General features: G+C 70.7%; 23 protein-coding genes. 9 read left to right on the top strand and 14 right to left on the bottom strand.

Going from position 1 to position 24144, the window contains the following annotated elements; all coding sequences use genetic code 11:
* The 3 genes from VGN50_RS08300 to VGN50_RS08290 form a co-directional block, all read right to left on the bottom strand.
* Positions 1-302, bottom strand: a 302-nt coding sequence (locus VGN50_RS08300) for a PqqD family protein (RefSeq protein WP_327444270.1), incomplete at its 3' end; no start/stop codon positions are given.
* Entirely contained in the window at positions 295-555 is a 261-nt protein-coding gene (locus VGN50_RS08295) for a hypothetical protein (protein ID WP_327444269.1), read from the bottom strand. The genes VGN50_RS08300 and VGN50_RS08295, both read right to left, overlap by 8 nt.
* Complete coding sequence (locus VGN50_RS08290; RefSeq protein ID WP_327444268.1) at positions 552-1436, bottom strand: hypothetical protein; 885 nt, start codon at positions 1434-1436, stop codon at positions 552-554. Before VGN50_RS08290 ends, VGN50_RS08295 begins: the two co-directional genes overlap by 4 nt.
* Positions 1437-1468: 32 nt before the next feature.
* Here VGN50_RS08290 and VGN50_RS08285 point away from each other — a divergent pair, with 32 nt between their 5' ends.
* Positions 1469-2890 (top strand): polysaccharide biosynthesis tyrosine autokinase, encoded by a 1422-nt coding sequence (locus VGN50_RS08285; protein WP_327444267.1) that lies wholly within the window; start codon positions 1469-1471, stop codon positions 2888-2890.
* Here the strand turns inward: VGN50_RS08285 and VGN50_RS08280 are convergent.
* From VGN50_RS08280 to galT, 3 genes are read right to left on the bottom strand one after another with little or no spacing between them, the layout of a single operon-like run.
* Positions 2887-4425, bottom strand: a complete 1539-nt coding sequence (locus VGN50_RS08280) for a S10 family peptidase (protein ID WP_327444266.1) — start codon at positions 4423-4425, stop codon at positions 2887-2889. The two genes, VGN50_RS08285 and VGN50_RS08280, sit on opposite strands and share 4 nt — an antisense overlap.
* A 19-nt stretch (positions 4426-4444) precedes the next feature.
* A complete protein-coding gene (gene galK, locus VGN50_RS08275; RefSeq protein WP_327444264.1) occupies positions 4445-5608 on the bottom strand; it encodes a galactokinase in 1164 nt (387 codons plus the stop codon).
* Positions 5605-6720: a galactose-1-phosphate uridylyltransferase gene (gene galT, locus VGN50_RS08270; protein ID WP_327444263.1), complete on the bottom strand. Its 1116-nt coding sequence runs from the start codon at positions 6718-6720 to the stop codon at positions 5605-5607. The genes galK and galT overlap by 4 nt, the downstream gene beginning before the upstream one ends.
* A 93-nt stretch (positions 6721-6813) precedes the next feature.
* On the opposite strand from galT, the gene trpS reads away from it, so the two are divergent.
* Genes trpS through VGN50_RS08255 form a run of 3 tightly spaced genes read left to right on the top strand, consistent with a single transcriptional unit; the run spans position 6814 to position 9455 of the window.
* A complete protein-coding gene (gene trpS / locus VGN50_RS08265; RefSeq protein WP_414694581.1) occupies positions 6814-7845 on the top strand; it encodes a tryptophan--tRNA ligase in 1032 nt (343 codons plus the stop codon).
* 10 nt (positions 7846-7855) lie between these two features.
* Positions 7856-8371: a 2'-5' RNA ligase family protein gene (locus VGN50_RS08260; protein ID WP_327444261.1), complete on the top strand. Its 516-nt coding sequence runs from the start codon at positions 7856-7858 to the stop codon at positions 8369-8371.
* 1 nt (position 8372) lies between these two features.
* On the top strand, positions 8373-9455 hold the full coding sequence (locus tag VGN50_RS08255; RefSeq protein WP_327444260.1) for a YihY/virulence factor BrkB family protein: 1083 nt from the start codon (positions 8373-8375) through the stop codon (positions 9453-9455).
* Between the two features lie 53 nt (positions 9456-9508).
* On the opposite strand, the gene VGN50_RS08250 is transcribed toward VGN50_RS08255, so the two are convergent.
* From VGN50_RS08250 to VGN50_RS08225, 6 genes are all read right to left on the bottom strand, one after another.
* Entirely contained in the window at positions 9509-10642 is a 1134-nt protein-coding gene (locus tag VGN50_RS08250; protein WP_327444259.1) for a serine hydrolase, read from the bottom strand.
* A 114-nt stretch (positions 10643-10756) separates the two neighbouring features.
* Complete coding sequence (locus VGN50_RS08245; RefSeq protein ID WP_327444258.1) at positions 10757-11512, bottom strand: succinate dehydrogenase iron-sulfur subunit; 756 nt, start codon at positions 11510-11512, stop codon at positions 10757-10759.
* A complete protein-coding gene (sdhA, locus tag VGN50_RS08240; RefSeq protein ID WP_327444257.1) occupies positions 11512-13287 on the bottom strand; it encodes a succinate dehydrogenase flavoprotein subunit in 1776 nt (591 codons plus the stop codon). Before sdhA ends, VGN50_RS08245 begins: the two co-directional genes overlap by 1 nt.
* A gap of 25 nt (positions 13288-13312) precedes the next feature.
* Positions 13313-13774, bottom strand: a complete 462-nt coding sequence (locus VGN50_RS08235; protein ID WP_327444256.1) for a succinate dehydrogenase hydrophobic membrane anchor subunit — start codon at positions 13772-13774, stop codon at positions 13313-13315.
* Between the two features lie 13 nt (positions 13775-13787).
* A complete protein-coding gene (gene sdhC / locus VGN50_RS08230; RefSeq protein WP_327444254.1) occupies positions 13788-14165 on the bottom strand; it encodes a succinate dehydrogenase, cytochrome b556 subunit in 378 nt (125 codons plus the stop codon).
* A gap of 239 nt (positions 14166-14404) precedes the next feature.
* The gene (locus VGN50_RS08225) at positions 14405-15544 is read right to left on the bottom strand and encodes a glycosyltransferase family 1 protein (protein WP_327444253.1); all 1140 of its coding nucleotides are present in this window, start codon (positions 15542-15544) and stop codon (positions 14405-14407) included.
* A 99-nt stretch (positions 15545-15643) separates the two neighbouring features.
* Between VGN50_RS08225 and VGN50_RS08220 the strand changes: the two genes are divergently transcribed.
* On the top strand, positions 15644-16735 hold the full coding sequence (locus VGN50_RS08220; RefSeq protein WP_327444252.1) for a mannose-1-phosphate guanylyltransferase: 1092 nt from the start codon (positions 15644-15646) through the stop codon (positions 16733-16735).
* Positions 16736-16757: 22 nt separating this feature from the next.
* On the opposite strand, the gene VGN50_RS08215 is transcribed toward VGN50_RS08220, so the two are convergent.
* A complete protein-coding gene (locus VGN50_RS08215) occupies positions 16758-18347 on the bottom strand; it encodes a polyketide antibiotic transporter (RefSeq protein WP_327444251.1) in 1590 nt (529 codons plus the stop codon).
* Positions 18344-19300: an ABC transporter ATP-binding protein gene (locus VGN50_RS08210; protein ID WP_327444250.1), complete on the bottom strand. Its 957-nt coding sequence runs from the start codon at positions 19298-19300 to the stop codon at positions 18344-18346. Before VGN50_RS08210 ends, VGN50_RS08215 begins: the two co-directional genes overlap by 4 nt.
* Before the next feature lie 53 nt (positions 19301-19353).
* Here VGN50_RS08210 and VGN50_RS08205 point away from each other — a divergent pair, with 53 nt between their 5' ends.
* The 4 genes from VGN50_RS08205 to VGN50_RS08190 all read left to right on the top strand — a co-directional run bounded on the left by VGN50_RS08205 (position 19354) and on the right by VGN50_RS08190 (position 24077).
* Positions 19354-19851: a GbsR/MarR family transcriptional regulator gene (locus VGN50_RS08205; RefSeq protein WP_327444249.1), complete on the top strand. Its 498-nt coding sequence runs from the start codon at positions 19354-19356 to the stop codon at positions 19849-19851.
* Positions 19852-19981: 130 nt separating this feature from the next.
* Entirely contained in the window at positions 19982-21577 is a 1596-nt protein-coding gene (locus VGN50_RS08200; RefSeq protein ID WP_327444248.1) for an acyl-CoA mutase large subunit family protein, read from the top strand.
* Positions 21578-21619: 42 nt separating this feature from the next.
* Positions 21620-22873: an amidohydrolase gene (locus VGN50_RS08195; protein WP_414694580.1), complete on the top strand. Its 1254-nt coding sequence runs from the start codon at positions 21620-21622 to the stop codon at positions 22871-22873.
* Positions 22874-23003: 130 nt separating this feature from the next.
* The gene (locus VGN50_RS08190; RefSeq protein WP_327444247.1) at positions 23004-24077 is read left to right on the top strand and encodes a BMP family ABC transporter substrate-binding protein; all 1074 of its coding nucleotides are present in this window, start codon (positions 23004-23006) and stop codon (positions 24075-24077) included.
* Positions 24078-24144: the final 67 nt, after the last annotated feature.

The raw sequence follows: 24144 nt of genomic DNA, 5'->3' as shown, positions 1-24144 counted from the left end.
CTGTCGGTGTCTGCGATGAGCGATGAGACGGCCAGCCCTCGCCGTCGCAGGCTGGCCAGGAAGTCTCGGACGTCTGGCTCGACTTCGGTGGCGGGGAGACCGAAGTCGCGGGCGACGGCCGCCGCCACCTGCCGCGCAGTGCCGGGCTCGGCCAGCGCGTGCCAGACGGCGGCGGCCGAACCCTCGAGGACCAGCGGCCGCGCCCTCTGTAGGTCGCTCAGGTCGAGGACGACCACCCGCGCACCCTCGTCGACCACCGCGACCAGGGTGGACCGGCTCCAGATCTCGTCGAGGTCAGCCAAGCTCGAGCACGCCCCGGTCACGCAGTGCAGTGAGTGCGTCGAGCGTCGCGGCTCGGGGGTCGACCCCCGCGGGGGGAGGCCCGAACCGGTCGAGGGCCGCCTGCGTCAGGTCGGCCTCGTCGGTCCAGTCCGAGCAGCGGTCCACCAGCTCCACGGCCAGCGGCGAGAGCCGCACCACCTGACGGTCGACCAGTACGACGGCCTCGCCGTGGCGGTCGATCCGGTCCTGCACCGGTAGCCGGCGTGCCCTCACGCCGGGCCACCCAACAGCTCTTCCACCCAGCCGGCCACATCGGCCGCCTCACGATAGGTCACGCGATGCACACCACCCAGCGACTCGCAGAGCGCCGCAAGGCGCTGCAGCGGTCGCTCCAGCTCGGGCAGGTGCGACGTCTGCGGTACCAGGGCGAGCACAGCGTCCAGCGTGTCGAGCGTCTCGACGACGGGCGGACCGACGTGGTGTTCGTCCCGGTCCAGCAGGCCCAGAGCTGCCAGCCGGACCGGACCCTCGGGCGGGCGAAGGCCCGCTGCACGGGGCGCCATCTCGTCCTTGAACAGGCTGCCGGGCGAGCGTCGTACGGACAACGGCTTGGGATAGGGCACGACGGTGCCGTCGTCATTGACCACCGTGGTCTCGTCCGTGACGTACCAGCGACCCATAGCGAGGGTGCGCACGAAGGTCGTCTTACCAGTGCCGCCGGGAGCGACGAAGGCAGCGGCGGCTCCGGTGCTCGGCTCGGCCAGACAGGCCGCGTGCAGCATGAGATGCCGGCCCGCCTGCGCGTCGATCGCGGCGAGCGTGATGCGTTGGGTGAGGACCTGGAGCAGGTCCTCGAGCCGCTCTCGGCTCACGTGCCCGGCGCCAGCGGCCAGAGCCGTGACGGCGGGGTCACTGTCGAAGACGACGCGCACGGCGGCATCCCGTGCGCTGCGGCCGGCCCGGTCGCCAGTGGGTGCGCAGAGCTCCCACAGCGACGGCAGGCGCTCGGCGACCTCCTCGGCGCGGTCGCCCTCGACCTGCACCTCGACGGCCACGTCGAAGGCGTTCACGACGAAGGGGTTCACGTCGAAGGCGTTCACCGCCACGGGAGTCGCGAGGTCACTCGGCGTTCGCCTCGCCTGAATCCCGCTCACAGCCCGAACAGTAGTTCAGAGGGGAGGTCGACATGGAGCTGAAGGACTATCTGTCCGTCCTGCGCGCGTACTGGCGCGGGGTCACGGCCTGGGTTCTTCTGGGAGTGGCGATGGCGACAGGCCTGAGCCTCGTGCAGCCCAAGGTGTACCAGGCGGACGCCAGTGGCTTCGTGAGCTCGGGCACCAGCAGCTCGCCGGGCGACGCCTCGGTGGGTGACATGCTCGCCAAGTCGCGGGCCGCCTCGTATGTCGATATCGCCAAGTCCAGGGCCACCGCCCAGACGGTCATCGACTCCCTCGGCCTCAAGGCGGACCCGGCCGGTCTGATCGGCAGCGTCACCGTGACGCAGCCGCTGGACACTGTCCTGATCTCGGTGGCGGCACGGGCAGCCACCCCCGTGGCCGCCCAGAAGCTGGCGGACGCGTGGGTCGAGGCGCTCAAGGTCCAGGTGGACCAGATCGAGAACCCCAACGGCACGTCGACGACGGCCCTGCACATCGTGCCCATCGAGGCGGCCGAGCTGCCCACCTCGCCGGTGTCCCCGAACACCAAGCGCAACGTCGCCCTCGGCTTCGCCGTGGGTCTGTTGCTCGGCGTCGGGTATGCCGTGCTGCGCAACCAGCTGGACCGCAAGCTGCGGCGGGCGGAGGACATCGAGAGGCAGTTCGGCGTGACGGTGGCAGCGGCGATCCCCGCCAGCCCAGCGCTGGCCCGCAAGAAGGGCGGGTCTCTGCCGCTGGTCGTCGCCAGGGGCCCCAGGCCTGTGGCCGACCCGGTCCACTCGGGCGAGGCGTTCCTCAAGCTGCGGACCAACCTGCAGTTCATGGACATCGACAACCCGCCGCGAGTGATCGTGGTGACCAGCCCGATGCCTGGTGACGGCAAGTCGACCATCGCCGCCAACCTGGCCGCAGCCCTGTCGATGGCCGATCGGCGGGTCGTGCTGATCGACGGCGACCTGCGCCGGCCCGTGGTCGCGGCGTCGTTCGGGTTGGTCGAGGGGGCGGGCCTCACCGACCTGCTCATCGGACGCGTCGACTTCGCCGACGTGGCCCAGCAGGTCGGCGGCCTGCCGAACCTCCTTGTGCTCGCCGCCGGGCCGAAGCCACCGAACCCGAGCGAGCTGCTGGGCTCGAAGGCCATGCGGCGGCTGTTGGACTGGCTGGCGGACCGCGGTTACACCGTGATCATCGACGCTCCGCCGCTGCTTCCCGTGACCGACGCGGCGGTCCTGACGGCCTCGGCCGACGGCGCGTTGATCGCGGTCTCCGCGGGGCAGACGCTGGACACCCAGCTGGCCGCCGCGCTGGGAGCTCTCAAAGGCGTGCAGGGCCACACCCTCGGAGTGGTGCTCAACCGGGTCTCGCCGAAGGCCGCCAACACCGGCTACTACGGGGGGTACTACGCCGCAGAGCCGCGGCAGCGTGAGCTGCCGCTGCCCGCCGCCGTCTAGCTCTGCTCGCGACCGCTCGCGCGCAGGACGAAGTCGGCCAGGTCCCGGCTCTGCTGGACCCGGGACGGCTCGTGGACGTACATCATGTGGCCCGCCTCGTAGTAGGCATGCTCGATGTTGTCGTGCAGTGACGCCGGGATATCGAGGTGGGCCACGACGTCCTGCGCGCCGTAGTACGGCGTGGCGCCGTCGTGGTACCCGTAGGAGATGTGCACCTTGAGGTGAGGGTTGGCCCGCATGGCTCGCGCGAGTCTCGGCGTGACGTCGACGGGCTTGGCCTCGAACTCCTTGTAGGACCACTCCTGATGGGCGACAGACGACAGCTGGGTGTACGGCAGGTCGCTCTCGTAGCCGAGCTCCTGGCGGATGTAGTGGTTCCAGGCGGCGGCGTACGGTCCGGAGATCGCGTCGTGTGACGGGTCGGCGTCCCAGGTCTCCGCATTTCCCTGGGCGAGGGGTCCCGTGAACCGTGCGTCGAGCCGGCCGACCGCCAGCCGCTGGTCGCGCAGCAGCTCGGTGAAGAACCGTACGTGCTCGACCCGCAGGTCAGCCCGGTCCACGTAGTCCTCGCTCAGGCCGGTCAGCGCAGCGAGCCGGCGCACGTGGTCGGCGCGCTCGGCCGCGGTGAGGCGCGAGCCTCTCGACAACGCCCAGGGATAGTCGTGCGCGGCATACTCCTCCGCCTCGTGGAGCACCGTCCGAAGCGACTTCCGGCCGTGCTTGCCGTGGTAGTGGGCCACGGCGGCATACGTCGGCAGGTAGTCGACGTGAGCGCGGTCGTTGTCGAAGTCGAAGTCGATCGTCGCGAAGTCCAGGACGGAGCTGATGAGCATGAGCCCATTGAGATAGAGCCCGTACTGGCTCTGGAGATGGTCGGCCAGCGCGGCGGCCCGGGTCGTGCCGTAGGACTCGCCCGCCAGGAACTTCGGGGAGAGCCAGCGGTTGTTGCGCTTGGTCCACAGCCGGATGAGCTCGCCGACGCTCTCGATGTCGGCCTTGAAGCCGTGGTAGTCCTTGGGCTTGCCGCCCTCGACGGTGCGGGAGTAGCCGGTCGACACCGGGTCGATGAACACGAGGTCGGACACGGCGAGCAGCGTCTCGGCGTTGTCGAGCAGACCGTACGGCGGTGGTGTCAGGTGGCCCACGTCGCCGGAGTCCACGCGCCGGGGCCCGAGGAGCCCGAGGTGCAGCCACACCGAGCTCGAGCCCGGACCACCGTTGAACGCGAACGTCACCGGCCGGTTGGCGCCGGCCGGAGCGTCGAGCACATACGACGTCAGGCTCATCTCCGCCTTGGCCTGGTGCCCCTTGAAGACCCCGTCCTCGAGGACCTCCTCGCGGAGCACGACCCGACCGGTGGTGGCGGTGTAGCGCAGGGTGCGCCGCCCGACCTTGAGCGTATGCCGCGTGGTCACCACGTCGTCCTTGGGTGGGGCGGGCGTGGTGGTCACCGTGGTCGTCTGACCCGAGGTGGTCGTGGTGGCGCCCTCCGCGCGGGCCGTGTCGGTGGGCGTCGTCGCCGTCTCGTCGGACATGAGCGCCACCCTAGTGCGACTAGGTCTCTCGCCGCGCTGCTCCGGACGGAGAGACCAGGAACGAGTGCGGTGCGCCAAACCCCTTGTCGTGGAAGGCCTGTGCGACACGACCGCGCACCTCGTCGGCTCGGGCGGCTGGTACCAGTGCGATCGCAGAGCCCCCGAAGCCGCCACCGGTCATCCTTGCTCCGAGTGCGCCGGCATCGACGGACGCATCGACGGCGGTGTCGAGCTCCGGGACCGAGATCTCGAAGTCGTCGCGCATCGAGGCGTGCGAATCCAGGAGGACCTCACCGAGCCGAGCGAAGTCGCCGGAACGAAGCGCGCCGACGACGCCCTGCACCCTCGCGATCTCGGTGACGACGTGCCGTGCGCGGCGGCGCAGCAGGTCAGAGGAGAGGACGGCGAGACGTTCCTCCAGACCGCTTGTGGCCACCTCCCTCAGGGTCGCGACCCCCAGCTCGCGGGCTGCCTGCTCGCACGAGGCCCGGCGCTCGGCGTACTGGCCGTCGACCAGGGCGTGCTCGGCGCGGGTGTCGATCACGAGCAGTGCCAGCCCCTGTTTGTCGAGGGTCATCGGGATCTGCTCGGTGTGGTGGTCACGGCAGTCCAGCAGCAGTGCGTGACCGACGGTGGCCAGCAGCGCCGCCGACTGGTCCATCCCCCCGGTGGGTGCCTGGGCGATGGTGTTCTCGGCCGCGACGCACGCTGTGACGAGGTCGCGTCGGCTCGTCGGGGACTGGAGCAGCCCCAACCCGAACAGGTCCGAGATCGCCGCGCCCACCGCGCACTCCAGCGCAGCCGAGCTGGACAGCCCGGCCCCCAGGGGCACACTCCCGTCGACGGCGACGTCGAGGCCGCCCACGGCATACCCGGCCTGCTCCAGAGCCCACACCACGCCGGCCACGTAGGCGGCCCACCCACCCGGGTGCCCCGGCCGCACGTCGTCGAGGGACAGCTCGACGACGCCCTCGCTCTGGGCCGACACGATCCGCAGCAGGCGGTCGTGACGCGGCGACACGGCGGCATACGTGCGGTGCGGTAGCGCGATCGGCAGGCAGAGGCCGGCGTTGTAGTCGGTGTGCTCACCGACGATGTTGACCCGGCCGGGCGCCGACCATACGCCCTCGGGGGCGCAGCCGAACGTCGTCTCGAACAGCGCGGCTGCCGAGGCGGGGCTCACGGGGCCACCTCGCGCAGCCTCGAGGCGATGGCCTCCGGGGGCACGTCGTTGACCCAGCCGCCGACGCCCGACTCGGAGCCGGCCAGGTACTTGAGCTTGCCGGGAGCCCGCAGCACCGACATGACCTGCAGGTGCAGGCGCGACACCTCACGACCCCGCTTGGCCGGCGCCTGGTGCCACCCGGCGATGTAGGGCATCCGGATCGGGGCGCCGTCCGCGCCGAGGTAGTACCGGTCCAGCCGGCGCAACAGGTCGAGGTAGACGCGCGCCAGGTCGTCGCGCTCGGCATCGGACAGCTGAGGCAGGTCGGCAACATCGCGGTTGGGCACGAGGTGCACCTCGACCGGCCAGCGCGCCGCGAAGGGCACGTATGCCGTCCAGTGCTCCGAGGAGAGAACGATGCGCTCGCCGCACTCGCGCTCGGCAGCGAGGATGTCTGCGCCGAGGAGGCGCCCGGTGCGCTCATGATGCTTCTGGGCGCGCACGAGGAGGTCATGGGTGCGCTGGGGGACCGTGGGATAGGCATAGATCTGGCCGTGCGGGTGGTGCAGGGTCACGCCGATCTCCTGCCCCCGGTTCTCGAAGCAGAACACGTGCTCCACCTCGGGCATCGCCCCCAGCTCCGCGGTGCGGTCGGCCCACGCGTCGATCACGGTGCGGGCGCGCTCCGCGGTCAGGTCCGCGAAGGTGGCGTCGTGGTTGCTGGTGAAGCAGACGACCTCGCAGCGCCCTCGCGCGGGGGCCGCCCGGAAGAGCTCCGGCGCTCCCGCGGCAGGGGCCAGGCCGTCGGTCACCGGCGCGTAGGACGGGAAGCGGTTCTCGAAGACCACGACGTCGTAGCTCGTCTCCGGCACCTCGGACGGCACGCTGCCGGTCCCGGTCGGACACAGGGGGCACTCGTCCTTCGGTGGGAGGAACGTGCGGTTGAGGCGATGGCCGGCGACCGCCACCCAGTCGCCGACCAAGGCGTCGTACCGGATCTGTCCGGCGACCGCGCGGCCGTCGAGGGGACGAGTGTCCGATGCCTCGCGCGGGGGCGCGCCGGGAGTGTCGTCGAAATAGATGATCTCCCGCCCGTCGGCGAGTCGGCGGCTGGTCCGTCGTGCGCTCATGAGGTGCTCTCTCTCGGGGGCTCTGCGACAGTAACCGACCGTGGTCCGCCAGACCGCCCCGGCCGGCGGTCCCCACTGCGCCCACCTGACACAATGACGCTCATGCCTGACACCCCCGCTCCCGCTGCGCTGCCTCGGATCCTGTCCGGCATGCAGCCGACCAGCGACTCGCTGCACCTCGGCAACTATCTCGGCGCGCTGGTCAACTGGGTGGGGCTGCAGCACGACTTCGACGCCTTCTACTTCGTGGCGGACCTGCACGCGTTGACGGTCCCGACCGACCCGGAGGTGCTGCGGCGCCGCACCCGCGTGACCGCCGCCCAGTTCATCGCCGGGGGCGTCGACCCCAAGCGCTCCGCGGTGTTCTGCCAGAGCCACGTCACCGAGCACGCCGAGCTGGGCTGGGTGATGAACTGCCTCACCGGGTTCGGCGAGGCGAGCCGGATGACGCAGTTCAAGGACAAGACCGCCAAGGGACAGAGCGCCACCGTCGGGCTGTTCACCTACCCGATGCTCATGGCCGCGGACATCCTGATGTACGACGCGGCCTACGTGCCAGTGGGTGAGGACCAACGCCAGCACCTCGAGATCACCCGCGACCTGGCCGAGCGGTTCAACGCCCGCTTCGGTGGAGGGCTGGTGGTCCCGGACGCCTACATCGTCAAGGGCTCGGCCAAGATCATGGACCTGCAGGACCCCACGTCCAAGATGAGCAAGTCGACGTCCTCGCCCAAGGGACTGATCGACCTCATGGACGACCCCCGGCGTATCGCCAAGAACATCCGGTCGGCCGTCACCGACACCGACGCCGAGATCCGCTACGACGTGGACGCCAAGCCAGGCGTCTCCAACCTGCTCGTCATCCACTCGGTGCTCTCCGGCACGCCGGTCGAGGAGCTGGCGGCATCCTTCGCCGGGCGCGGCTACGGCGACCTCAAGAAGGAGGTCGCCGATGTCGTGGTGGAGCGGCTTCTGCCGTTCCAGCAGCGCATGGCCGAGCTGCTCGACGACCCCGCCGAGCTCGACCGCATCCTCGCCGACGGCGCCGAGAGGGCGCGCGAGGTGGCGATGACGACGATGGCCCGGGTGCGTGACCGAGTGGGGTTGCTGCCCAGCGTTCGGTAGGGTCGCGACCGTGCCCACGATCGGTGTGTCGATCGCCATCCCCTCTCCGCATGCAGAGATGCTGCAGGCGAAGAGGGCGTCCTTCGGCGACCCGCTGGCCGACTCCATCCCCACCCACGTGACCTTGCTGCCCCCGACCGAGGTGCCCGACGAGTCGATGGCCGAAGCGGTCTCCCACCTGGAGTCCGTGGCGGCCGAGGGGCACCCGTTCGGGATGGTGCTGCGTGGCACGGGGACCTTCCGGCCCATCTCGCCGGTCGTCTTCGTCCAGGTGTCCGGTGGTCTGGCCGAGTGCGAGCTGCTGGAGCGCGCGGTGCGCCGAGGGCCTCTGGAGCGGCCGCTCGACTTCTACTACCACCCGCACGTGACGGTCGCCCACCACGTGCCCGAGGACAGCCTGGACCGGGCCTTCACCGAGCTGGCCGACTTCGAGTGCAGGTTCGACGTCCGAGAGTTCTACCTCTACACCCATGGCGAGGACCAGGTCTGGCGGCCGGTCCGCTCCTTCCCCCTGAACGGCGGTTGACGTGAACACCCTGAGGCAGTGGTGGGCCCGGTTCCAGGCGACCCCGCCGGGCCGGGCGTGGAAGCGGTATGGCGACACCCGCGGCAGCCTCTTGGCCGGCGGCGTGAGCTACTTCGGTTTCCTGTCGATCTTCCCCATCATGGCGCTGGCCTTCACGGTGTTCGGCATCCTGCTCCGAGGCCACCCTCAGTGGCTCGCCGACATCCACCGCTACCTGGACCAGGCGCTGCCGGGGTTCGTCCAGGACCCGAAGACCAAGAAGGGCATCATCCCGCTCACTCTCCCGGGCGGGAAGACGCTCACGACGGTGGGCATCGTCGGTGTCGTCGGGCTGCTCTGGGGCGGCCTCGGCTGGCTCGGCGCGCTGCGGGACGGCATCCGCGCGGTCTTCGGTCTCGGGGGCTCGCCCGGCAACGTCGTCACCGACAAGCTGCGCGACATCGGGGTGCTGCTGCTCATCGGGATGGCCGTGATCGTGTCCGCCGTGGTGGCCGGGGTCGCGAACGGTGCGGCGACCTTCGCGGCCGAGCACATCGGGCTGGGCCGGCAGGCGTGGCTCGTGACGCTGATCGGGCTGGTCGTCCAGGCGCTGCTCAACACCGCCATCGTCGGCGTCGTGCTGCGCATGTTGACCGGCGTCCCGCTGCCGTGGCCGGGCCTGCGCAACGGCGCCGTGTTCGGCGGTGTCGGCCTGACGGTGCTCCAGCTCTTCGGCACCCGGCTCATCCGGGGCACGATGAGCAACCCCGTGTTCGCCTCCATCGGGCTGGTCGTCGGGCTCCTGGTGTTCCTGAACTTCATCTCGCGGGTCCTGCTCGTCTCCGCGGCCTGGGCCGCGAACGACCTCGATGCCGCCACTGCGCTGGCGCAGCCGGGGGCGGGCCTGCGAAAGAAGGCCACCGAAGGCCCGGAGGAACATGCACTGGTGGGCGTCCGCGAGCGCTCCGACGCCGGCCTGCCCACCTTCGGTCAGCGCGCTGCGGACCGCACGTCAGTGGCCGCGGGGGCTGTGCTCGGAGCGCTCGGAGCCATGCTGGTCGGGACGGGCGCTCGCGGGGTGCGCTCCCTGTTGCGCCGCGACTGAGGTCAGCGGCGTCTGTGCTACTCGGCCGCGCTGCTACTCGGCAGCGCCTCTGCTCAGCGGCGGCGCAGGCGCTGTCGGGCCGGGCGCCGGCTCGAGCGAGCCGCCAGGAGCGCCACGAGCAGCAACGCGGCTGCGAGGCCTGCCAGTCCGACCCACGGGGCGACCGAGCGGGGCAGAAGCGCACTGGTGGGAATGGCCGCCGCGGCCGAGTTGTCGGACGCTCGCGTAGGAGCGCTCGCCGGGTCGGATGGGGCTGTCGTCGCCGGGGCGCTCGGGGCAGTCGTCACCGAGCCGGGCGCGACCAGCTCGCCCACCGGGCGCGCCGACGACCCATGGGCGAACGCCCAGTCGTACATCGCGGCCTGCTCGTGCCAGGAGGCGTCCAGGCCGTGCATCTCGGTCAGCAGGTAGGTCTTGCCGCCCCTCCTGACCGCGGAGATGAAGGTGTGCTCTGCTGCGATCGTGTAGCCGTTCTTGACGCCGATCGTCCCCGGGTAGTTGTAGAGCAGCTTGTTGTGGTTGTTGATCTTGTAGGCGGCCCGCTTCTTGGTCTTGCGGTCCACCTGTCCCGGGAAGTCGGCCTGCTTGGTCGTCACGTAGGTGCGGAAGGCCGGCAGCTGGAGTGCGGCTCGGCCGATGAGCGCGAGGTCATAGGCGCTCGAGGTCTCGCCGGGCGCGTCGAGACCTGAGGTGGTCTTGGCGACGGTGTCGTGGGCGCCGAGGTATGCAGCGTTGGCGTTCATCGCGACCAGCGTCGACACCTGACCCCCAGCCGCATCGCCGAGGGCGTGGGCCGCGTCGTTGCCGGAGGCCATGAGCATGGCCTGGAAGAGCTGGCGGACGGTGTAGGTCAGACCCGGCACGATGCCGACCCGCGTGCCGTCCACCTGGGCGTCGGCGGCGCTGGCCTTGACCGTCCGCAGCGGCGAGAGCTTGGGGATCAGGGTGAGGGCCGTGAGCGTCTTGAGAGTGCTGGCCGGCAGCAGCCGGGCGTGGGGCGCCTTGGCGGCGATCACCTGGCCGGTGTCGAGGTCAGCGAGCAGCCACGACTCGTCGCGGATCGCTGGCGGCGCAGGAACGCCCGGTGGCAGGTCGGTCACGACGGCGGTCGAGGCCAGCCGGGGGCCGCCGATGGACTGGCTCGGCAGGACGGTGTCCTGAGGAACGGGTTGCGTCGGCGCGGTCACGTGGGGCGTGGGCCTCGGGGTGGGTGCCGCCACCGCGGGAGCCGCCGAAAGCGCGACCGTCGTGGCGACGAACCCGAGGAGCGCGCGTGAGGACGCTGTCAGGAGTGCCAACGGCTAGAACCGGCTCGTGAGCAGGGCCCGCTTGACTTCCTGGATCGCCTGCGTGACCTGGATGCCGCGAGGGCACGCGTCGGTGCAGTTGAAGGTCGTGCGGCAGCGCCACACGCCCTCCTTGTCGTTGAGGATCTCCAGGCGCTGTGACCCGCCCTCGTCACGGCTGTCGAAGATGAACCGGTGGGCGTTGACGATCGCCGCCGGCCCGAAGTACTGGCCGTCGTTCCAGAACACCGGGCAGCTCGTCGTACACGCCGCGCAGAGGATGCACTTGGTGGTGTCGTCGAAGCGGTCGCGGTCCTGCTGGCTCTGGATGCGTTCGCGGGTCGGCTCGTTGCCGGTGGTGATGAGGAAGGGCATGACCTCGCGGTAGGCGTCGAAGAACGGCTCCATGTCGACGATGAGGTCCTTCTCGACCGGGAGGCCCTTGATCGGCTCGACGGTGATCGGCTTGTCGGGGTTGACGTCCTTGATCAGCGTCTTGCAGGCCAGGCGGTTCTTGCCGTTGATGCGCATGGCGTCCGAGCCGCAGACACCGTGGGCGCAGGAGCGGCGGAACGACAGGGAGCCGTCCTGCTCCCACTTGATCTGGTGCAGGGCGTCGAGCACGCGGTCCGTGGCGTGCGAGGTGACCTGGTAGGTCTCCCAGTGCGGCTCGGAGTCGACCTCGGGGTTGTAGCGCGAGATCTTGAGCGTCACCGTGAACGTGGGGACGGCCTTTTCAGTGGTGGTGGCCTTGTCGATCGTTGCGGTCATCAGTACTTGCGCTCCATCGGCTGGTAGCGGGTCACGGTCACGGGCTTGTAGTCGAGTCGCACCTCGTCCGCGAACGCCGGGCCGGCTGCGACGTCGGTCACCGGTGCCCGGTAGGCCATCGTGTGGCGCATGAAGTTCACGTCGTCGCGGGCCTCATAGTCCTCACGGAAGTGTCCGCCTCGTGACTCCTTGCGGGCCAGTGCGCCCAGCGTGATCACCTCGGCCAGCTCGATGAGGAAGCCGAGCTCGACCGCCTCGAGCAGGTCGGTGTTGTAGCGCCGGCCCTTGTCCTGCACCACGACGTTGGCATAGCGCTCCTTGAGCTCCTCGATCACGCCCAGAGCCTCTTTCATGGACCCCTCCGTGCGGAAGACCTGGACATTGCGGTCCATGGTCTCCTGCAGCTCCTTGCGCATGTCGGCCACACGCTCGCCGCTCTCCCGGGTCCGGATGCTCTCGACCATGCCCTCGACCAGCGCCGTCGGGTGGTCCGGCAGGTCCACGAACGGCACCGACGCGGCATACTCGGCGGCTGCGATGCCCGCACGGCGTCCGAACACGTTGATGTCGAGCAGGCTGTTGGTGCCCAGGCGGTTGGAGCCGTGGACCGACACGCAGGCCACCTCGCCGGCGGCGTAGAGACCGGGGACGATGTCGGTGTTGTTGCGCAGCACCTCGGTCTCGACGTTGGTGGGCACCCCGCCCATCGCGTAGTGGGCGGTGGGGTAGACCGGCACGGGCTCGGTGTAGGGCTCGACGCCCAGGTAGGTGCGCGCGAACTCGGTGATGTCGGGGAGCTTGGCGTCGATGTGGGCCGGCTCGAGGTGGGTCAGGTCGAGCAGGACGTAGTCCTTGTTGGGGCCGGCGCCGCGCCCCTCGCGCACCTCGTTGGCCATCGAACGCGCGACGATGTCACGCGGCGCGAGGTCCTTGATGGTGGGGGCGTAGCGCTCCATGAACCGCTCGCCGTCGGCGTTGCGCAGGATCCCGCCCTCGCCCCGGGCCGCCTCGGAGAGCAGGATGCCCAGGCCCGCGAGGCCGGTCGGGTGGAACTGGAAGAACTCCATGTCCTCCAACGGGATGCCGCGCCGGAACGCGACACCCATACCGTCACCGGTGAGGGTGTGGGCGTTGGACGTGGTCTTGAAGACCTTGCCGGTGCCACCGGTGGCGAAGATGACGGACTTGGCCTGGAACACGTGGATCTCGCCTGTCGCCAGCTCGTAGGCGACCACGCCGGCTGCGTGCTCGGCACCGTCGTGACCGGTGTTCATGAGCAGGTCGAGGACGTAGAACTCGTTGTAGAACTCCACGCCCTGCTTGACGCAGTTCTGGTAGAGGGTCTGCAGGATCATGTGGCCGGTGCGGTCGGCGGCGAAGCAGGACCGGCGCACCGCGGCCTCTCCGTGGTTGCGCGTGTGGCCACCGAAGCGACGCTGGTCGATCTTGCCCTCGGGCGTGCGGTTGAACGGCAGCCCCATCTTCTCGAGGTCGATGACGGCGTCGATGGCCTCGCGGCACATGATCTCGGCGGCGTCCTGGTCGACGAGGTAGTCGCCGCCCTTGACCGTGTCGAAGGTGTGCCACTCCCAGTTGTCCTCCTCGACGTTGGCGAGGGCGGCGCACATGCCGCCCTGCGCCGCGCCGGTGTGGGAGCGGGTCGGGTAGAGCTTGGTCAGCACCGCCGTGCGGGTCCGCGTCGAGGACTCGAGGGCGGCGCGCATGCCAGCGCCACCGGCTCCCACGATGACGACGTCGTACTTGTGCGTCTGCATGTTCAGCGGATTCCTTAGCTCGAGCTCACTTGTGACACACGGAAAGGGTGGACGACGGGTCGATGCACGGGTCGAAGGTGAAGATGACCAGCGTGCCGAGCACCATGACCAGCAGGGCGCTCGCGACGAGCAGGCCCTTGAGGATCCAGCGGGTGCTGTCCTTCTCGGTGTAGTCGTTGATGATCGTGCGCACGCCGTTGAAGCCGTGCAGCTCCGCGAGCCAGAGCATGAGCATGTCCCAGACCTGCCAGAACGGGTTGCTCCACTTCTGGCCGACGAAGGCGAAGTCGATGGCGTGGATGCCCTGACCCATCATCAGGTTGACGAACAGGTGGCCGAAGACGAGGACGAGCAGCAGCACGCCACTGCCGCGCATGAAGACCCAGGACCAGAGCTCGAAGTTGCCCCGGCTGGCCCCGACGCGACGGTAGCGGGAGTGCTTGACGGGGACGGCGTCGACGCGGGTCGGCTCGCTGGTGGTGGTCATGTCAGCGGCCCCTTCAGTGGGAGAACACGTTGGTCAGGTGGCGCACCGCGAACGGCGCGAACAGGACGACGAAACCGATGAGCACGGCCCAGAACAGCTGGCGCTGGTATCGCGGTCCCTTGGCCCAGAAGTCGACGGCGATGATCCGCAGGCCGTTGAGCGCGTGGAAGATGACCGCAGCCACGAGGCCGGCCTCGCCCAGCCCCACGACGGGGTTCTTGTAGGCGCCCATCACCGTGTTGTAGGCGCTCGGCGACACGCGGACCAGCGACGTGTCGAGCACGTGGGCGAACAGGAAGAGGAAGAGGAGTACTCCGCTGATGCGGTGGGCGACCCACGACCACATGCCTTCGCGGCCGCGGTAGAGGGTCCCGTTGGCTGCCTGCGCCACTGCGCCGTCCCTTCGACAGAGATGTCACGGTCGTGCCGCGTCGCGCGCGGGTCGGCCGTTGTTCGCCCGTCAGGTTATCGGCCTCGGCGACGGAGCCGTGCACGGGTCACCTGTGAGAAACCGAACAGGCCCGGTTACCGGCTGGTATGCCGTCGGCTCGGGTTGCGCGCTGCCGCCCGGCCAGCCGCTCAGGGCTGGGGCTCAGGGCTGGGGCTCAAGGCTGCCGCCCGGCCAGCGGCTCAGGCGGCGGTCAGCCGGGCCCGGCGGGCCGCGGCGTAGTGGCTCAGCAGCTCGTCGGTGAGTGACGACCAGCTTCGCGAGGCGACGCGGTCGCGCGCGGCCCTGCCCATCGCCTCGCGCTTGGCCCGGTCGCCTGCCAGGTGACCGACGCAGTCCCGCAGCGACAGGTCGTCGTCGGGGTCGAACAGCAGCCCCGTCCGCGAGTGGTCGACCAGGTCCAGGGGCCCGCCGCGGGCCGGCGCCACCACCGGCAGCCCGCTGGCCGCCGCCTCCTGGAGGGTCTGGCCGAAGGTCTCGCGGGTGCCCGTGTGGGCGAACAGGTCGAATGCGGCATACGCCCGGGCGAGGTCGTCACCCTCCCGCCGACCGAGGAAGACCGCGTCGACACCCGCCTCGGTGAGGGTCGCCCGGTCCTCGTCGCGGCTCGGCCCGTCGCCGACGACCGCGACGCGCAGGTTCGGCAGGCCCCGCAGGGCGGCGAGCCGGTGCAGCTCCTTCTCGGGAGCGAGGCGGCCCACGTAGCCCACCACGACCTCGCCGCGCGGGGCGAGCGTCCGGCGTAGGGCGCGGGTGCCCGCGTCGGCACGCCAGCCCGGGTGGAACAGCGCTGCATCCACGCCTCGAGCCCACAGCGCGGTGCGGGGGACACCGTGCGCGTCGAGCTCGGCCAGGGCCGCCGACGACGGTGCCAGGGTGAGGTCGGCCATGCCGTGGACCCGTCGCACCCAGCGCCACGCGGCTCTGGCTGCTCCGCGGCCGAGCGCCCGACCGGCGTGCTGGCTCAGGTAGCTGGGCATGTCGGTCTGGTAGATCGCCACCGTGGGCACTCCCAGTCGCTGCGCGGCCGACAACCCCGCCGCACCGAGGACGAACGGCGAGGCCACGTGCACGACGTCCGGCCCGAAGGCGGCCAGGGCGGACTCCACCTCGCCGGACGGCAGGCCGACGGGGAACTGACGCACCGGTACGGATGCCAGGCCATGCACGGCATACCCGGCAAAGCTGCTCGGCGCGGGACGAGGGGCCAGGATCACCGCATCGTGTCCCTTGGCGCGCAGGCACTCTGCGACGCGGCACACGCTGGTGGTCACGCCGTTGAGGCTGGGCAGGAACGACTCGGTGACGATCGCAACTCGCACGTTCCCAGCGTCCGCGGCGGGCATGAGGGGGCGGCGACGCCTTGGGGTGTGTCGGGTGACGGCCAGGTGACAGGCTGGTGGTGGGCTAGCGTTCCCCGCATGTCTACAGGCGCGTCGGTCGAGCACTTCTGGGCGGTGGTGCCTGCCGGCGGAGCAGGCACCAGGCTGTGGCCCTTGTCGCGGGCCGCCTCGCCCAAGTTCCTCCACGACCTCACGGGGTCGGGGCGCTCGCTCCTTCAGTCGACCTGGGACCGGCTCACGCCTCTGACCGGTGACCGCGTGGTGGTCGTCACCGGCCGCGCCCACGAGTCGGCGGTGCAGGCGCAGCTGCCCGGGCTCGGGGCCGGCCGCCTGCTGGCCGAGCCGTCACCGCGCGACTCGATGGCGGCCATCGGCTGGGCGGCCGCCGTCCTCGAGGCGCAGGACCCGGAGGCGGTGCTGGGGTCGTTCGCGGCCGACCACGTCATCGACGACGAGGAGGCCTTCCTGGAGTGCGTGACCGCGGCCATCGGGGCGGCGGAACAGGGTTACGTCGTCACCATCGGGATCGAACCGACCTATGCGGCAACGGGTTTCGGGTACATCGAGATGGCCGAGCCGTTAGGTGACGGACCGGCCCGCGCCGTGGCGAAGTTCGTCGAGAAGCCCGATAGGACCCGCGCCGAGGAGTACCTGGCGACGGGCCGGTTCCGGTGGAACGCGGGCATGTTCATCGTCAAGGCCACGGTCCTGCTCGACCTGCTCGCCCAGTGGCATCCCGACCTGGCGCGCGGGCTCCGTGAGCTGGCCGCCGCACCCGCTCGCCTCGACGACCTGTGGCCTGGCCTGGAGAAGATCGCGATCGACCATGCTGTGGCGGAGCCTGCGGCGTCTGCAGGCCGGGTGGCCGTGGTGCCCGGCGCCTTCGGCTGGGACGACGTGGGCGACTTCAGGTCGTTGGGTGGCCTGCTCGAGGACGTCGTCGGTATGCCGGGTGCGCGCATCCTCGGCGACGGTACCCAGGTGCGCCTGGTCGACTCGTCGGGCGTGGTCGTGCCGTCTGGTGGCCGCGTCGTGGCCGTGGTCGGCCTGCAGGATGTCGTGGTGGTCGACACGCCGGACGCGCTGCTGGTGACCACGCGTGAACGGGCCCAGGACGTCAAGCGCATCGTCGATCTCCTCAGGAGCGAGGGGCGCACCGACCTGCTGTGACGCCCTGGCCCGCTGCGCGATCTCAGGTGGACAGGTCGCGCCGGCGGAACCCGGCCGCGGCTGCCGCTGCGCCGGCAAGAGCGCACACGGCCAGGCCGACCAGCCCTGCGGGGTCGGCAGCGCCACCCGGCAGGCTGCCCAGGTGGTCGAACGGCGACAGACCCATGACGGCGCCAGGCAGCCGGAGCACCGGGCCGAGCTCGCCGAGCAGCACGAACAGGGCGAGCAGTGCCCACGCCAGGCCGGCCCATCGCGGCAGGTACCCGAACAACAGCGTCGTGATGGCCACGCACACCAGCACGGCTGGAGCGGTCGCGAGCGCCGCCGGCACGAGATCAGCGACGCCCGTGGCAGTGCTCGCCCCGGACGACAGGCCGGCCGCAGTCCCGGCGACCGCGAGAAGCCACAGGGCCCCGGCCCCGGCGATGAGGGCGTGGCTGCCCAGCCACTCGAGCCTGCCCACGCGCGTGGCGAGGACGACCTCGGTGCGGCCGGAGCTCTCCTCGGAACGCAGCCGCAACGTGGTGGCGATGCCGTATGCGGCGGCGCCGATCGCGAGGATGCGCAGCTCGGCCCCGAAGTACACATCGACCAGGGACCCGTTGCCACCACTCATCTTGCGCAGCATGTCTGCCACGCCGGGACTGGCCGCGATCTGGTCCACGGACCCGGCGAGGCTGCCCACGACCAGGCCGACCACGGCATACCCGATGGTCCATCCGAGCAGGGCGCCGCGCTGCAGGCGCCACGCGAGGCCCAGGGGGCTTCCGAGCCGAGGCGTCGCGCGGGCCGGTCCGGGACGGGCGGCCCACAGTCCGGCACCGAGGTCGCGCCGCTGCAGGAGCGCGTCGGCGAGGGCGAGCAATGCGGCGCTGAGGACGGCGGCGGGGACCAGCCACCAGACGCGGTTCGCGCCGAAGGGGCTGACCTGCTCGGCCCAGCCGAGGAAGGACGCGTAGACCAGGCCCTGCCCGCGCCCGGCGGAGCCGTCGCCCATGGCCCTCACGACGAAGGCCAGGCCCAGCGCCGCGACGGCGATGCCTCCCGCGCCGCGGGTGGTCGAGGTGAGCTGGACCGCCACGGCGGTGATTCCGGTCATGACCAGACCCGCGACGATCTCTACTGCACCGAGGGCCAGTGAGCCCGTCGCGTCCGCGCCCGTGGGGAGCAGGCTGAGCGCGGAGAGCATTCCGGTGGCCACCACGGTGGCCAGCGCGAGCAGCACCGCGGCGGCGAGCGGAGCACGGCGCCCGACCACGCCCCCCGCGACGAGCTCGAAGCGGCCGTCCTCCTCCTCGGTGCGGGTATGCCGGCGCACGATCGCGAAGGCGAGGAAGGCGGTGAAGAGGCTGCCGAGCATGATCGTCTTGAGGACGCCGATGCCCTGGGCCGTCAGGGAGGGGAGCGGGCCGTACAGCGCGGTGAGGGACGGGTTGTCCGCCATGAGTCTGGCCCCGGCGGCCGCGTCGGCCGGGTTGGCGTAGAGGCCGAGCGTCGCGGCCATGGAGCCGTAGGCCGTCGCGACCAGCGCGAGGACGGACGCCACGATGACCCAGCGGTCGCGTCGCCAGGCCAGCCGCAGCAGCGGGCGCGTGCCGGCGAAGGAGGTCATGCGGGCACGCCCTCGTGGGACGCGCCCTCGCTGGAGGCGCCACCCGTGGAAGCGCCCGTCGGGACGTCGACGCGGTACTGCGACAGGAACAGCTCCTCGAGCGTCGGGGGCTGGCAGGTCAGCGCGAGGATGTCGTGGACGCCGAGCCGCTGGACGACCTCGCCGACCGCGCTGGTCTCGACCGACAGCACCAGGCGGTCACGGTCGAGGCGGGCCGCGTCGACGCCCGACCAGCGGGCGGCCTCGTCGGCAGGCAGGGGGCGGGCCAGGGTGGCGACGACGCTGGTGCGGGTGAGGTGGCGCAGGTCGGTGAGGGTGCCCGTGTCCACCACCCGGCCGGCCCGCACGATGCTGACGCGGTCGGCGGTGGCCTCGACCTCGGACAGGATGTGGCTCGACAGGAGCACCGTGCGGCCCTCGGCACGGGCCTGAGACACCTGCTCCTCGAACACCTTCTCCATCAGGGGATCGAGGCCGGAGGTCGGCTCGTCGAGGAGCAGGAGGGGGACGTCGGAGGCGAGTGCGGCGACGAGGGCGACCTTCTGGCGGTTGCCCTTGGAGTACGACCGGCCCTTCTTGGTCGGGTCGAGCTCGAAGGCCTGCAGCAGCAGGTCGCGCTTGGCCTGGTCTACCCCGCCCCGGAGCCGTCCGAGGAGGTCGATGACCTCACCGCCGGTCAGGTTGGGCCACAGCACGACATCGCCTGGCACGTAGGCGAGCTGGCGGTGCAGGTCGGTGGCGTCGTGCCAGGGGTCGCGCCCGAGCAGGCTGACCGTCCCGCCGTCGGAGCGCAGGAGGCCGAGCAGGATGCGGATCGTGGTGGACTTCCCGGCGCCGTTGGGGCCCAGGAAGCCGTGGACCTCGCCCTCGTGGACGGTGAGGTCGAGCCCGTCCAGGGCGAGGGTGCTGCCGAAGCTCTTGCGCAGCCCGGTGGCCTCGATGACTGCTGCCATAGCTCGATGGTACACAGTTTTCAGAATTCTCTGAATACTCTAAAATGTCCGACATGGTGAGGAGAGCCGCGGATGCGGCGCGTGCCGAGCGGGAGCACTTCGTCGAGCGGTTCGGGTCCGCGTTGACTGCTGCCGGGATGCAGCGGCTGCCCTCGCGGGTCTTCGCGTGTCTGCTCGCCCATGACTCCGGACGCATGACCGCGGCGGAGATCAGCGAGGCCCTGTCGGTCAGCCCCGCGTCGGTGTCAGGTGCAGTTCGCTCGCTGCAGCAGATGCGGATGATCCACCGCGAACGGGAGCCGGGGACCCGTCGCGACGTCTACGTCGTGGCCGACGACGCCTGGCACGACGTCATGATGAACACCTCCGCCGTCTATGGCCCGCTCACCCAGACCCTGCGTGAGGGCGTGGCGATGGTGGGCGGCCCCGGCAGCCAGGCGGGCGAGCGGCTCGCGCTGAGCGTGGCGTTCCTCGAGTTCGTCACCGAGGAGATGGCGGGACTGGCGGACCGGTGGGACAAGCGCCGCGCCGAGCTCGACCTATTGCCCTGAGTCGACCGGTTGACGCGCGATCTGGGGTCGTCACAGTCGATCCAGGGCAACAAGTCGGCAGGCGCGCGGATGGGTGAGGTTGGCCACGGGGGTGCGTGGCCCGGCATACGGCGCCACTATCTTGGGCGGCATGGCCGCCGACGTCCCTGAAGCACGCTCCGAGTCCGACCTGCCGATCAAGGCGGTCTATGACGCATCGGCGCTCGAGGGCTTCGACCCAGCCGCGCAGCTGGGGGCGCCCGGCCAGTACCCGTACACCCGCGGTGTGTACCCGAACATGTACACGGGGCGCCCGTGGACGATGCGGCAGTATGCCGGGTTCGGCACCGCCAAGGAGTCCAACGAGCGCTACCACGAGCTCGTCGCCAACGGCACGGGCGGGCTGTCGGTCGCGTTCGACCTGCCGACCCAGATGGGCTACGACTCCGATGAGGCGATCGCGCACGGCGAGGTCGGCAAGGTCGGCGTGGCGATCGACTCCATCGACGACATGCGCACCCTCATGGGAGGGCTCCCGCTCGGCGACATCTCGACCTCGATGACCATCAACGCCCCGGCCGCCACCCTGCTGCTGATGTACCAGCTGGTCGCCGAGGAGAACGGCGCCGACCCCTCCCGGCTGGCCGGCACCATCCAGAACGACGTGCTCAAGGAGTACATCGCCCGGGGGACGTACATCTATCCCCCCAAGGAGTCCCTGCGGCTGATCAGCGACATCTTCTCCTACTGCCACAAGGAGCTGCCGCGCTGGAACACCATCTCCATCAGCGGCTACCACATGGCCGAGGCCGGGGCCACGCCCGCGCAGGAGATCGCCTTCACCCTGGCCAACGCCAAGGAGTATGTGCGCACCGCCGTGGCGGCAGGCCTGGACGTCGACGACTTCGCGCCCCGCCTCTCGTTCTTCTTCGTCGCGCGCACGACCCTGCTCGAGGAGGTGGCCAAGTTCCGGGCCGCGCGCCGGATCTGGGCGCGGATCATGCGCGACGAGTTCGGCGCCGTGAACCCCAAGAGCCAGATGCTGCGCTTCCACACCCAGACCGCGGGGGTCCAGCTGACGGCGCAGCAGCCCGAGGTCAACCTCGTACGGGTGGCCCTGCAGGGCCTCGGCGCCGTCCTCGGCGGCACGCAGTCCCTGCACACCAACTCCTTCGACGAGGCCATCGCCCTGCCGACCCAGAAGGCCGCCCGGCTCGCGCTGCGCACCCAGCAGGTCATCGCCTACGAGACCGACGTGACCAAAACCGTTGACCCGTTTGCCGGTTCGTATGTCGTGGAGTCCATGACCGACGACCTCGAGGCAGCGGCGAACGACCTCATCCAGGCCGTCGAGGACCGCGGCGGTGCGGTCGCGGCCATCGAGCAGGGCTTCCAGAAGTCCGAGATCGAGCGTTCCGCCTACCGCGTCGCGCTCGAGATCGACCACGGCGAGCGGACCGTCGTCGGCGTCAACCGGTTCGCCCTCGACGAGGAGGAGCCCTACGAGCCGCTGCGGGTGGACCCTCAGATCGAGCACGACCAGCGCGAGCGGCTCGCCGCCCTGCGCGCCGAGCGCGACAACGACGCCGTCGAGCGGGCCCTCGAGGACATCCGCGAGGCGGCCCGGGGCACCGACAACCTGCTCTACCCGATGAAGGAGGCACTGCGACTGCGCGCCACCGGTGGCGAGATCAGCCACGCGCTACGCGACGTGTGGGGCCTCTACGTGCCGCGCGAGACGTTCTGACCCGACGGGGCGGCGCGAACGCGTCGTAGAGTGCGCCCTGACATGACTGACGACCCTGCGCTGGACGCTGAGCCCCTGATGGACGCCGAACCCCTGATGGACGCGCTGTGCGCCACCATCACGGCGCTCTCACCCGAGCTGCTCGAGCTGCAGCGCGACCTGCACGCCCACCCAGAGCTGTCCCGCGGTGAGACGCGGACGACGGCCTGTCTCGCGCAGCGCCTGCGTGCCGCCGGCGTGGACGTCCGCGAGCTGGAGGGCACAGGTCTGGTGGCCGACCTCGGCGCCGAGTCACCGGCATACCGCGTCGCGTTGCGTGCGGACCTGGACGCGCTACCGGTCGCCGAGCGGACGGGCCTGCCGTGGGCCTCGACTGCCGACGGCATCGCCCACGCCTGTGGCCATGACGTCCACGTGGCCGTCGTGCTCGGCGCGGGCCTGGCCCTCAAGGCCCATGAAGAGGCCCTGCGCGAGCGGGGCATCGCGGTCCGGCTCGTCTTCCAGCCCGCGGAGGAGGTCATCCCCGGCGGGGCCGTCGACGTGATCGCCGAAGGTGGGCTGACCGGTGTCGACGCGATGTTCGCGGTGCACTGCGACCCCAGTCTCGACGTGGGCACTGTCGGCCTCCGCGAGGGACCGCTCACGGCGGCCGCCGACCGCGTCAGCGTCCACCTGGCCGGGCAGGGAGGGCACACCTCCCGGCCGCACCTCACCGAGGACCTGGTCTTCGCCCTCGGCAAGGTCATCACCGAGGTCTCCACCGTGCTCTCCCGCAGGCTGGACCCGCGCACCGCGTTCGCGCTCGTCTGGGGTGAGGTGCACGCAGGCCAGGCCGCCAACGTCATCCCCGCCAGCGGCACGGTCGCCGGGACCCTGCGCATGGTGGACGCGACGACGTGGAGCACCATCGGCCCGCTGCTCGCCGAGACCGTGCAGCAGGTCGTGGCCCCGTATGCCGTGACCGCCGTCCTCGAGCACCTCCCGGGGGTGCCCCCGGTGGTCAACACGCCCGAGGCCATCGAGGTCCTGCGCCGGGCGGCCACCGGGACCGGCCTGCAGCCGGTCGGCACGCCCCAGTCGCTCGGTGGCGAGGACTTCGCCTGGTACCTCCGCCAGGTGCCCGGGGCCATGGCCAGGCTGGGCACCCGGTCCCCGGGAGGGCCGACGTTCGACCTGCACCAGGGCGATCTCGTCATCGACCAGGCGGCTGTCGCGTGCGGCGCCCGGCTACTCGCGGGAGCGGTGGTGGCGGGAGCCGTCAAGGCGGCTGCTGAGCCCAGAATCGCGGGTTGGTAACGGTTTTTCGGCGGTGCACACGAAGGGGGGCGAAACCCTCCTGCCTGGGGGCTATCCTCACGCCGTAGGTGACGCGTCCACATGCGTCACGCATACCCAAAACGAACAGGAGACAGCCTTGCGTCATGCGATGAAGGTTGCAGCGGTGGTGTCGGCGACGGCGCTGACACTGGCCGCGTGTGGCAACTCGGGGAGCAGCGGCTCCTCGTCCAGCGGCAGCGGTTCCGCCAGCTCGAGCTCAAGCTCCAGCTCGAGCGGTGGCGGCAAGAGCGGTCTCAAGGTCGGCATGGCCTATGACGTCGGCGGCCGTGGCGACCAGTCGTTCAACGACGCCGCCGCTGCGGGCCTCGACAAGGCCAAGTCCGAGCTGGGCGTCACCGCCAAGGAGGCGGCCGCGGTCGCCGGTGAGAACGAGGCGGCCCGCGAGGAGCGTCTCCAGCAGCTCGTCGACGCCGGCTACACCCACATCGTCGCCGTGGGCTTCGCCTACGCGCAGGCGACGGGCAAGGTCGCCAAGGCCAACCCCGACGTGCACTTCGCGATCGTCGACGACGCGTCGGCCGACTCCAAGGGCCCCAACGTCGACCAGATCACCTTCGCCGAGAACGAGGGGTCCTTCCTCGTCGGCGTCGCGGCTGCCCTGAAGTCCAAGACCGGCCACATCGGCTTCGTCGGTGGCGTCAACGTGCCCCTGATCAAGAAGTTCGAGGCAGGCTACGACGCGGGCGCCAAGGCCGTGAACCCGAAGATCAAGATCGACTCCCAGTACCTCACCCAGCCGCCGGACTTCAGCGGCTTCGGTGACCCGGCCAAGGGCAAGACCGCGGCCGAGGGCATGTACCAGGCCGGCGCCGACGTGGTCTACCACGCTGCGGGTGGCTCCGGTGGTGGTGTCTTCACGGCAGCCAAGGCTGCCGGCAAGTGGGCCATCGGTGTCGACTCCGACCAGGCCCTGACCGCCCCGGCCGACGTCCGGTCGGTCATCCTCACCTCGATGATCAAGAAGGTCGACGTCGCGGTCTTCGACTTCTTCAAGTCGGCCAGCGAGGGCAAGGACCTCACCGGCAACCACGTCTACGACCTCAAGGTCGGAGGCGTCGCCTACTCGACGACCGGCGGCCACATCGACGACATCAAGGCGAAGATCGAGGCCTACAAGCAGCAGATCATCAGCGGCAAGATCATGGTCCCCACGACCCCCTGATCACCCACGGTGGCGCACACGGCCCGGGCAGCGCGGTAGCGTCTGACCCGGGCCGCGTGCTTCCCTC

The organism is Pedococcus sp. (assembly GCF_036000045.1).
Classification (GTDB): Bacteria; Actinomycetota; Actinomycetes; order Actinomycetales; family Dermatophilaceae; genus Pedococcus.
This window is presented reverse-complemented; position numbering and strand designations above follow the sequence as displayed.

Excerpts from the sequence above, each read along its gene's own strand:
- VGN50_RS08210 (WP_327444250.1), bottom strand. The coding sequence starts at position 19,300 with ATGGCAGCAGTCATCGAGGCCACCGGGCTGCGCAAGAGCTTCGGCAGC.
- VGN50_RS08200 (WP_327444248.1), top strand. The coding sequence starts at position 19,982 with ATGGCCGCCGACGTCCCTGAAGCACGCTCCGAGTCCGACCTGCCGATC.
- sdhA (WP_327444257.1), bottom strand. The coding sequence starts at position 13,287 with ATGCAGACGCACAAGTACGACGTCGTCATCGTGGGAGCCGGTGGCGCT.
- VGN50_RS08195 (WP_414694580.1), top strand. The coding sequence starts at position 21,620 with ATGACTGACGACCCTGCGCTGGACGCTGAGCCCCTGATGGACGCCGAA.
- VGN50_RS08205 (WP_327444249.1), top strand. The coding sequence starts at position 19,354 with ATGGTGAGGAGAGCCGCGGATGCGGCGCGTGCCGAGCGGGAGCACTTC.
- VGN50_RS08190 (WP_327444247.1), top strand. The coding sequence starts at position 23,004 with ATGAAGGTTGCAGCGGTGGTGTCGGCGACGGCGCTGACACTGGCCGCG.
- VGN50_RS08235 (WP_327444256.1), bottom strand. The coding sequence starts at position 13,774 with ATGACCACCACCAGCGAGCCGACCCGCGTCGACGCCGTCCCCGTCAAG.
- VGN50_RS08285 (WP_327444267.1), top strand. The coding sequence starts at position 1,469 with ATGGAGCTGAAGGACTATCTGTCCGTCCTGCGCGCGTACTGGCGCGGG.
- galT (WP_327444263.1), bottom strand. The coding sequence starts at position 6,720 with ATGAGCGCACGACGGACCAGCCGCCGACTCGCCGACGGGCGGGAGATC.
- VGN50_RS08245 (WP_327444258.1), bottom strand. The coding sequence starts at position 11,512 with ATGACCGCAACGATCGACAAGGCCACCACCACTGAAAAGGCCGTCCCC.
- VGN50_RS08215 (WP_327444251.1), bottom strand. The coding sequence starts at position 18,347 with ATGACCTCCTTCGCCGGCACGCGCCCGCTGCTGCGGCTGGCCTGGCGA.
- trpS (WP_414694581.1), top strand. The coding sequence starts at position 6,814 with ATGACGCTCATGCCTGACACCCCCGCTCCCGCTGCGCTGCCTCGGATC.
- VGN50_RS08220 (WP_327444252.1), top strand. The coding sequence starts at position 15,644 with ATGTCTACAGGCGCGTCGGTCGAGCACTTCTGGGCGGTGGTGCCTGCC.
- VGN50_RS08280 (WP_327444266.1), bottom strand. The coding sequence starts at position 4,425 with ATGTCCGACGAGACGGCGACGACGCCCACCGACACGGCCCGCGCGGAG.